The organism is Pseudomonadota bacterium, from assembly GCA_026388275.1.
In the GTDB taxonomy this organism is placed as follows: Bacteria; Desulfobacterota; Syntrophorhabdia; order Syntrophorhabdales; family Syntrophorhabdaceae; genus JAPLKB01.
Map to the genome: position 1 here is coordinate 20,922 of JAPLKB010000018.1, position 7,879 is coordinate 28,800.

The 7,879-nt window shown below is 42.8% G+C and carries 6 protein-coding genes; 3 read left to right on the plus strand and 3 right to left on the minus strand.

The window, feature by feature from the left end:
- Positions 1 to 6: 6 nt before the first annotated feature.
- On the minus strand, positions 7 to 1,587 hold the full coding sequence (locus NT010_05105) for an AMP-binding protein (GenBank protein ID MCX5805435.1): 1,581 nt from the start codon (positions 1,585 to 1,587) through the stop codon (positions 7 to 9).
- Positions 1,588 to 1,706: 119 nt separating this feature from the next.
- Between NT010_05105 and NT010_05110 the strand changes: the two genes are divergently transcribed.
- Positions 1,707 to 3,305, plus strand: coding sequence for a class I adenylate-forming enzyme family protein (locus NT010_05110; GenBank protein ID MCX5805436.1), 1,599 nt, complete (start codon positions 1,707 to 1,709; stop codon positions 3,303 to 3,305).
- A 110-nt stretch (positions 3,306 to 3,415) separates the two neighbouring features.
- Positions 3,416 to 3,685: a hypothetical protein gene (locus NT010_05115; GenBank protein MCX5805437.1), complete on the plus strand. Its 270-nt coding sequence runs from the start codon at positions 3,416 to 3,418 to the stop codon at positions 3,683 to 3,685.
- Between the two features lie 81 nt (positions 3,686 to 3,766).
- Here NT010_05115 and NT010_05120 read toward each other — a convergent pair whose 3' ends face one another.
- Positions 3,767 to 4,423, minus strand: coding sequence for an energy transducer TonB (locus NT010_05120; protein ID MCX5805438.1), 657 nt, complete (start codon positions 4,421 to 4,423; stop codon positions 3,767 to 3,769).
- Positions 4,424 to 4,924: 501 nt separating this feature from the next.
- Positions 4,925 to 5,854, minus strand: coding sequence for a ParB/RepB/Spo0J family partition protein (locus NT010_05125; GenBank protein ID MCX5805439.1), 930 nt, complete (start codon positions 5,852 to 5,854; stop codon positions 4,925 to 4,927).
- 1,290 nt (positions 5,855 to 7,144) lie between these two features.
- Between NT010_05125 and NT010_05130 the strand changes: the two genes are divergently transcribed.
- A partial coding sequence (locus NT010_05130) for an efflux RND transporter permease subunit (protein ID MCX5805440.1) occupies positions 7,145 to 7,879 on the plus strand: 735 nt, incomplete at its 3' end.

A 7,879-nucleotide genomic window follows, 5' to 3' on the forward strand; every position in this document is an offset into this window, starting at 1 on the left:
AACATGTTATAGCTTAAATGCTTCTTTCATTCCAGTAAATTTTTTTCTTAATTTCGGCTTTTCTATCTTTCCGGTAGGATTACGTGGCACTTCATCAAAAATAATCTTCCTCGGTCTTTTGTATTTGGGCAACCCCTCACAAAATTTTGCCACCTCTTCTTCAGTCAATGTTTTGCCCGGCACTACATCAATAATAACAGCAACAATCTCGCCAAGACGGTCATCCGGGAGCCCGATAGCCGCTGCATCCTTTACTTTGGGATTTGTATGGAGGAAATCTTCAACCTCAACAGGAAAAACATTCTCGCCGCCTGTTATAATAATATCTTTCTTGCGGTCAACAAGCCATATGAAGCCGTCTTCATCCTGTTTTGCCATGTCGCCTGTAAAGAGCCATCCATTAATAAGCGACTTTGCTGTTGCCTCCTGATTTTTGTAATATTCTCTCATCACACCATCACCGCGGACACATAGTTCTCCAGGTTCTCCGCTTTTCACAGGATTACCATTTTCATCAACAATCTTTGTTTCCCAATTAAAACCGGGTATACCGATGGCGCCTATCTTATGTTCATTCCCCATACCGAGGTGAACACATCCTGGTCCCGTAGATTCACTCAAACCATAGTTTGTATCGTAATCCATTGTCGGGAAATATTCTTTCCAGTGCTTTATAAGCGCCGGTGGTACAGGCTGGGCGCCTATGTGCATCAGCCTCCAATGGCTCAATTTATAGTCGGATGGTTTAAGCTCTCCGCTGTCAAACTTCAAAAGGATATCCTGAGCCCAAGGCACAAGCAGCCATACAATAGTTCCACCCTCCTCGCTTACCGCTTCAAGAACCCACTCAGGTGTTACACCCTTCAGAATAACTGCCTTACTCCCTACAATGAAGCTCCCGAACCAGTGCATCTTTGCCCCTGTGTGATAAAGCGGCGGGATCAGAATAAAACAGTCCTTTCTTGTCTGTCTGTGATGTGCATTTTCGGTAATACATGCGCTTAGCATATTCTTATGGGTAAGCAATATCGGTTTTGGCTGACCTGTAGTGCCGGAGGTAAAATAAAGGCCGCAGGGGTCATCATAGATTATTGTGGTATCCAGGGCCTTTGCTGGAGAAGCATCAACAAGAGATGCAAACGATTCGGCATAAGAAGGGATGGTTTTTCCTACACAGATATAATCTTTAACCGTGGGAAGCTTATCTTTTACAGCATCTATCCTGCCTGTAAACTCTTCATCAAATACAATCATCTTGGGTTCAGCAACATCACAGCAGTATTTAACATCATCGGCGGTAAAACGGAAATTGAGAGGTACAACCCATGCACCTGTCCGTACGATACCGAAGTATGCCGCGAGCCAGTCTATGGAATTCATCATAAAGTGTACAACTTTATCGCCTTTTTTAATGCCCTTCTTTGCAAGGACATTTGAAAATTGATTTGCCCTGTCATCAAACTGTTTCCAGGTTATCTCCTGCCTTGATTTTGGAGCAGCTGTTCGCTCGATTAGTGCCACATCATTTGGGCACATCCTTGCATTTCTTGCTAATATTTCACCTATATGTGTGTATACATCTATCATAATGAAGTCCTCCCCATGTGCTTGATAATTTTAGTATTGACAAATACTAACGTTCAATTTATCATGCTAAATAATATAATTGCAATACAAAAATAGTATACAAAAAAAAGGAGGGCATCATGAATTTTGCTGTTTTTTCCGGACTTAATGCAAGCAAATTTCCCAAAAGAGAATTTATCATTGAGAGCTACCCTTCAAAGGGGCTCAGAAGGAGCCTGACCTGGGAACAATTTGACGATCAGGCGAATAAGCTTGCAAATTATCTGAAGCAGGAATGCGGAATAAAAAAAGGCGATATCGTCGTGCACCTCGTGATGAACTGTATGGAGTGGTACGCAAGCTATATAGCTGTTTTGAAAATAGGCGCCACTGTAACGCCGCTGAATTTCCGTTTTGCAAGCAGTGATATCAAATATGCCGCAGATGTTACAAAATGTAAGGCATTTATTTTCGGTGAAGCCTTTAATCAGCGAGTTGAGCCGATCATGAAGGAGATGGATTACTGTAAACACTTTATCTGCCTTGGCGATAATTTATTGCCTGGTGTAAAATCATATAATGAGATCATGAAAAACGGCAACGGGACAAGCATCTGCGTCGAAGCAGATGATGATGAAATGGCTGAGCTTATGTTCACCTCAGGTACTACAGGAGCACCCAAACCAGTTTCCCATACCCATAAAACACTGTTTTTTATAGGCATAGGCAATGCTCTTACGTATAATGAGGGTTATAACAGCATCTACCTATCGCCGCATCCTTTCTACCACAGCGGCACTCTTTTTCTCTCTTTCCCCTGCTATATTGCGGCAGGCAAAGTGCTTATGCCTATGGAAATACAGCCTGAATTTTATTTAAGATCCATTGCCGACGAAAAATGCACCGGCGGCTGGAACACGGTGCCTACATGGTCTGATGTAATAAATGCCATTAAATCAGGCCAGGTTGACCTTTCAAAATACGACCTTTCCGCATTGAAGCATATCGAGATCGGCGCCCAGCCGGTTCCATATATCCTCCTGGAGGATTCGAAGAGGTTCTTCCCCAATCTGCCGATCGCAAATATCTATGGCATAACCGAAGGCGGCGGCGGCGGGCTTACAAACTGTTATGACGCAGACATCATGCGGAAACCTGGTTCAATAGGCCAGGCAACAGCATTTATGGAAGCAAAAGTGATTGATGCTGATAACAATGAACTGCCTGCAGGTCAGATTGGAGAACTTGTACTTAAGGGTCCCCGTCTCATGAAGGAATATGCCTTTAATGCTGAAATGACAGCCAAGACAATAACGGACGGATGGCTGCACACCGGAGATCTTGCCTATGTAGATGAAGAGGGTTTTATCTTTTTTGCAGACAGGGCAAAAGATCTTATCATCAGGGGCGGTGAAAACATCTTCCCGGCTGAAATAGAGGACGCATTACGGAAACACCCGAAGATTCAGGATGTGGCTGTACTTGGCTATCCGCATCCGAGACTTGTAGAGATCGTTATGGCTTTTGTTCAGGCAAAAGAAGGTGAAACATTGACTGACGATGAAATAATTAATTTTTGCAAAGAAAAGGGTCTCGCAAAGTTTAAATGGCCGGAAAAATTCGTCTATACGACTATTCCTCGCAACCCTGCCGGTAAGATCGAAAAACCGAAGCTGAGGGATATATATGTAAAACCAGCAAAAGATGAAATGGAGAAGGAATTCAAGAAAGGCAATTAAAAGACAGTATATTTAATAAAACCAGACAGACACAAAAACGCCCGTTGTATTCGACGGGCGTTTTTGTTAAACTGGTAAGTTGTTTTAAAAACACTTTTATGGAAATGTAGATGAAAAGAAATCATAAAATAGGAATTACTTTAATTGTTATCGGTGTTTGTTTCCCTCTTGCGCTGCTGCCCTTTGTGTCAGGCTATAAAGAAGGCGCCGGTTTTATCGTTAATATTTTTGCCTTGAAGATCATGGTTAATATAACTGAAAAACTGAAATTCGGCATACCTTATCGTTTTTTCCTTGCCTTCGGGGTACTCCTTGTCTTTATGGGCATAAGGGCTTTTGTTGACAAGTTTAAAACAACTCAACAGAATGACATGAAATGATTTTCCTGATTTTTTCTTAGTTCGGCCAACGGCATTGAAGAACGGTTTCATTGCGAGGGCAGTATCGAGCAAAAATACTCATTACTGCTTTAATCTGAACTCTATCGGTAATTGAACTACCATCAATCTGTTATATTTATTCTGGAATGCTGTAACCCTTGTTAATGCATCCTTTGCTGCCTCATCGAGCATTTGAATGCCTGAGCTCTTAACAATTTTTACATCACGAACCGATCCTGATTCATTTATAATAAAAGAAAGTATAACCTTCCCTTCCCAACCAAAACGCCTTGCTTTTTCAGGGTATTTCAAATTTTTCATGACCGCTTCCCGAACATATCCATAATCGTAAGCCTTTCCTCCCCCTCCCTGACCCGGCAAACCAGAGCTGCCTCCATCCGTTCCTTCAGCAGAGTCAATAGCACCGGTTCCTGTTTTTCCGCCTTTATGCGCGCCCGAACCGGTTAGACTGCTGAATGCATTCAAGGATACCGTTTCCGTTTGCATGCCCTTTTTATCCTTGTCTTTTTCATCAATAGTGTTGTTTATTGAAAATGGTTTATTGCCCCCGGGATTATCCACACTGTGAACTTCAGCGCTTTCTGTTTTTACCCCTTCTGCTTTAGCGGATGTTTTTTCTCCCTTGACCCTTGACCCTTTCCCTTTGTCCCTTATTTTTGCCTCGCCTGACATTTCGGTTGCCTGAATCATTCCAAGGTCTATAGATATGTATTCCATCTTGCGCGGTTTAGCTGAAGGTATAACAAATATACAATAAATTGCAAGCATATGGATTATGATCGATATTGAGAGGGCAACATAAAAGTCTTTTGTCCGCCCTGAAAAGCCTTTTAAAAAATTGTCTGATAAAGTTCTTAACCGGGTCATATTGTTAGTTATTATAACCCAGGAAGCATTTAATGTATATGAAGAACGGGCTGATTATGCAGGAACAAACAAAAGGGGCTCTTCCGGTTCTTGCATACTTTTAACCTATATTTTCCATTAAGATAAGTATCGGTGTCGGGCTTACCCGCTTTACAGCCTGCTCTCGATTCACATCAGTTTAATTTGCTTTTCAAATGTTTTCCCGCTTTTTTCACCATGTCCCGCATAAAGCGGGATTAAACCGTTCACTATCTACTATTCACTATCCACTGGCTTTTTATCTATTCACTGCCTTTTCATATTTTCTGCCTTTCTTACTATTCACTATTCACTATTAACTATTCACTGCCTTTATACTTGTGGTGGTCTTTTCTTTCCGTATGGGGTTATAAACGTCTGTTGCTGTACAAAATTACAGAAAACCTGCAGTTCATAGAGATATTTTTCAACATCTTCCCGTATATAGGTTCCAATGCCTTTCTCAAAATCTGTTTTTATGGATATCAGGCCTTTAACTTGTTTCTTAACAGATTTGGGCTTTATATCAACAGGGTCAGGTTTGACTTTTTTGTATGCGGTAAGTCTACTCTCTAAAGATGTATAGGTCACAGGCGTTTTCAAAATGTCGGTAAATATCGTCATAAGGTCGGGGCAATCAAGGTTGGCGGCAAAGAGATAACCCTGGGAAACGGGGAGATTTCCTGCCGTAATTGCAGCCTGAATTTCAGGAGAAAGTTTTAAAAGTGAAATTATGTTAAACAGCGTAGATATTGACTTTGCAGCGATTTTGGTAGTTGCTACAAACGTTGTAGCAATTTCCTCTGGTAGGTCTTCCGGTCTCCGGTTGTAACTCACCAAATCACACATCACCCCGTCCATGTCATACCCTTTATCAGGATGTTTTGCCTGAATGAAAGAGAGTATCCCTTTGGCCTGGTCTATGGGATTTAAGTCTTCCCGTTGGAGATTCTCCGTCAGTTGAAGGGCAATGGTGGCGCCTAATTCCTTGCCTGCTTCAATAATTCTTATTGGTACGGATTCAAGTCCTAATTGTCTGGCTGCCAGCAAACGTCTCTCTCCACAGATGAGGACATATGTCCCGTCATCCTGTGCGGTTACAATAAGCGGTTCTAAGATGCCCTTATCTTTGATGGACTGCATAAGAGACTTAAATGAGTCTGTTTCGATATCAATGCTTGATCTCACCTGTTCCATTACTACAATCTTTTCTACTGGAATGTACAGAAATTCAGGATTTACACTTGTCTTCTTTGTTGCCATATAGTTCCCCCTTTTTAAAATTCAGTGAATAGTCGTTAGTGAATAGTCCTCAGTAGATAGTGAATAGCAACACACACCCTTTGCTGGGGTGATTTATCAAGGAGTAACTTTACAGAAAAGGTTGAGATACTCAGAAGTCATAACCTGTTTACCGCCTTTACCACTATTCACTATATACTATTCACTATTCACTGCCTTTTAACTATTCACTGCCTTTAATCCCCATTAATGCTGTATTTATTGTAGAAATTTAAAAACAATGTGTCAAGATTTTTATGATTTTTCTATGGGGAGAGCATGCACCTTATGCCCCCTGTACAAACTATTTCACAACAGGTTTTTTTATGAAGAATTATTAACTGCACGTACAAAGCATGCATACAGGCTTTTCTGCAAATCTGATGAATATTTATTGCAATCCTCAATCTGGCCCCATGCCTCAACATAGCATGTTACGAATGGTTATTAATGGAACACAGTAGATTTCGCAGAAAACCTGGAAAAAAAGAATGGCTACTAAGCGAGTTTTTGTACAATGTATTTCGACAATACTGTTGTATAAAGGATATTATTCGACAACAATGTTGGGTCATATCGGGGTCTGCCTGTGAGTCATCGTGCCAGGTGTTTGTGCAATAGCCTGTAATACCCATAAGTATTGTTAAATTTACTACCGTCCGCAGGTATGTGGTATACTATTTGCTTGGATATATATTATAATTCTTATCAATAAAGGATTTCGATGCTGAAAAATAGATTTCTCATTCTCGTCCCCGCGTTCTTTCTGATTGTCATCCTTTTTGCATCTATGCCATTAAACTTTGCACATAAGATCGGAGAAGGCTGTCCCCTTAAGCAGCATAAGCCTATCCTCAAATGTAACCCCTGTCTGTTTCATTCTATAACCTCACAGAGCGAAACGGACAACCTCACAATGGTGGGTTTACCGACCACCCCATTCGTCTCTCAAACATTGTCTCTCCTCTCCGGAGAAACGGTCGATTCGATTGTAATCATCGTTTTACATCCTTTCTCAGAACCACCCCCCCTTCGTTGCTGACCTGCGATACTCGAAGTCCGCGCCAGTAGTCCATTAGTACTCAGGCGCAAAGCGCCCTGAAGCGGTTAGACTTGCAGACAAGGAGGCAAAGCAACATGAAGAAGGATAATTTAATTTGTATAACTGCATCTTCACAGAAACGATGGTTGCATCTGGGACAGCGACAGGCTATTGCTGAACCACAATTTTCAGCCTCGGCTTTGACAAATATTTTCAGGAGGAAATAAATCATGTGGATTGTTCGACTCGCGTTACGCCGGCCTTACACCTTCGTGGTGGCAGCACTGGTACTTTTATTGTTGACACCGTTCGTGTTGCTTCGCACGCCGACGGACATTTTTCCGGAGATCAACATCCCGGTTATCGGTGTGGTGTGGACATACAATGGTCTCAATGCCCGGGAGATGGAGGAACGCATCCTCTACAACCACGAGCGCATGATCAGCACCCTGGTCAACGATATTGAGCATATCGAGTCCACTGCCTACAACGGGGTAGGCGTGATTAAGGTGTTCCTGCAGCCGGGCGGCTCGGTTTCAGACGGGGTGGCCCAGATTACGGCCAGCGGACAAACGGTTTTGCGATTTCTTCCGCCGGGAATCACCCCGCCTTTCATTATTCGTTACAATGCGTCCTCGGTCCCGATCCTCCAGTACAGTATTGCAAGCAAGAAATTCTCGGAGCAGGAACTGCAGGACATGGCGACGAACTACGTCAAGATCGGTCTTTCATCCATCCGGGGAGCCTCCGTTCCGTATCCGGCTGGCGGGAAAGCACGCCTCGTCGCCGTAGATATCGACCTGGCAGCGCTGCAAGCGAAGAACCTGACCTCGCAGGATGTGGTCAACGCCTTCAATGCCCAGAACTTTATTCTTCCCAGCGGCACTGCTAAAATAGGCGGAACGGAATACAGCATCTCCATGAACAGCAATGTGGCAGCACTTGCGGCGCTCAACGATCTTCCC

Excerpts from the sequence above, each read along its gene's own strand:
- NT010_05110 (MCX5805436.1), top strand. The coding sequence starts at position 1,707 with ATGAATTTTGCTGTTTTTTCCGGACTTAATGCAAGCAAATTTCCCAAA.
- NT010_05115 (MCX5805437.1), top strand. The coding sequence starts at position 3,416 with ATGAAAAGAAATCATAAAATAGGAATTACTTTAATTGTTATCGGTGTT.
- NT010_05120 (MCX5805438.1), bottom strand. The coding sequence starts at position 4,423 with ATGGAATACATATCTATAGACCTTGGAATGATTCAGGCAACCGAAATG.
- NT010_05105 (MCX5805435.1), bottom strand. The coding sequence starts at position 1,587 with ATGATAGATGTATACACACATATAGGTGAAATATTAGCAAGAAATGCA.
- NT010_05125 (MCX5805439.1), bottom strand. The coding sequence starts at position 5,854 with ATGGCAACAAAGAAGACAAGTGTAAATCCTGAATTTCTGTACATTCCA.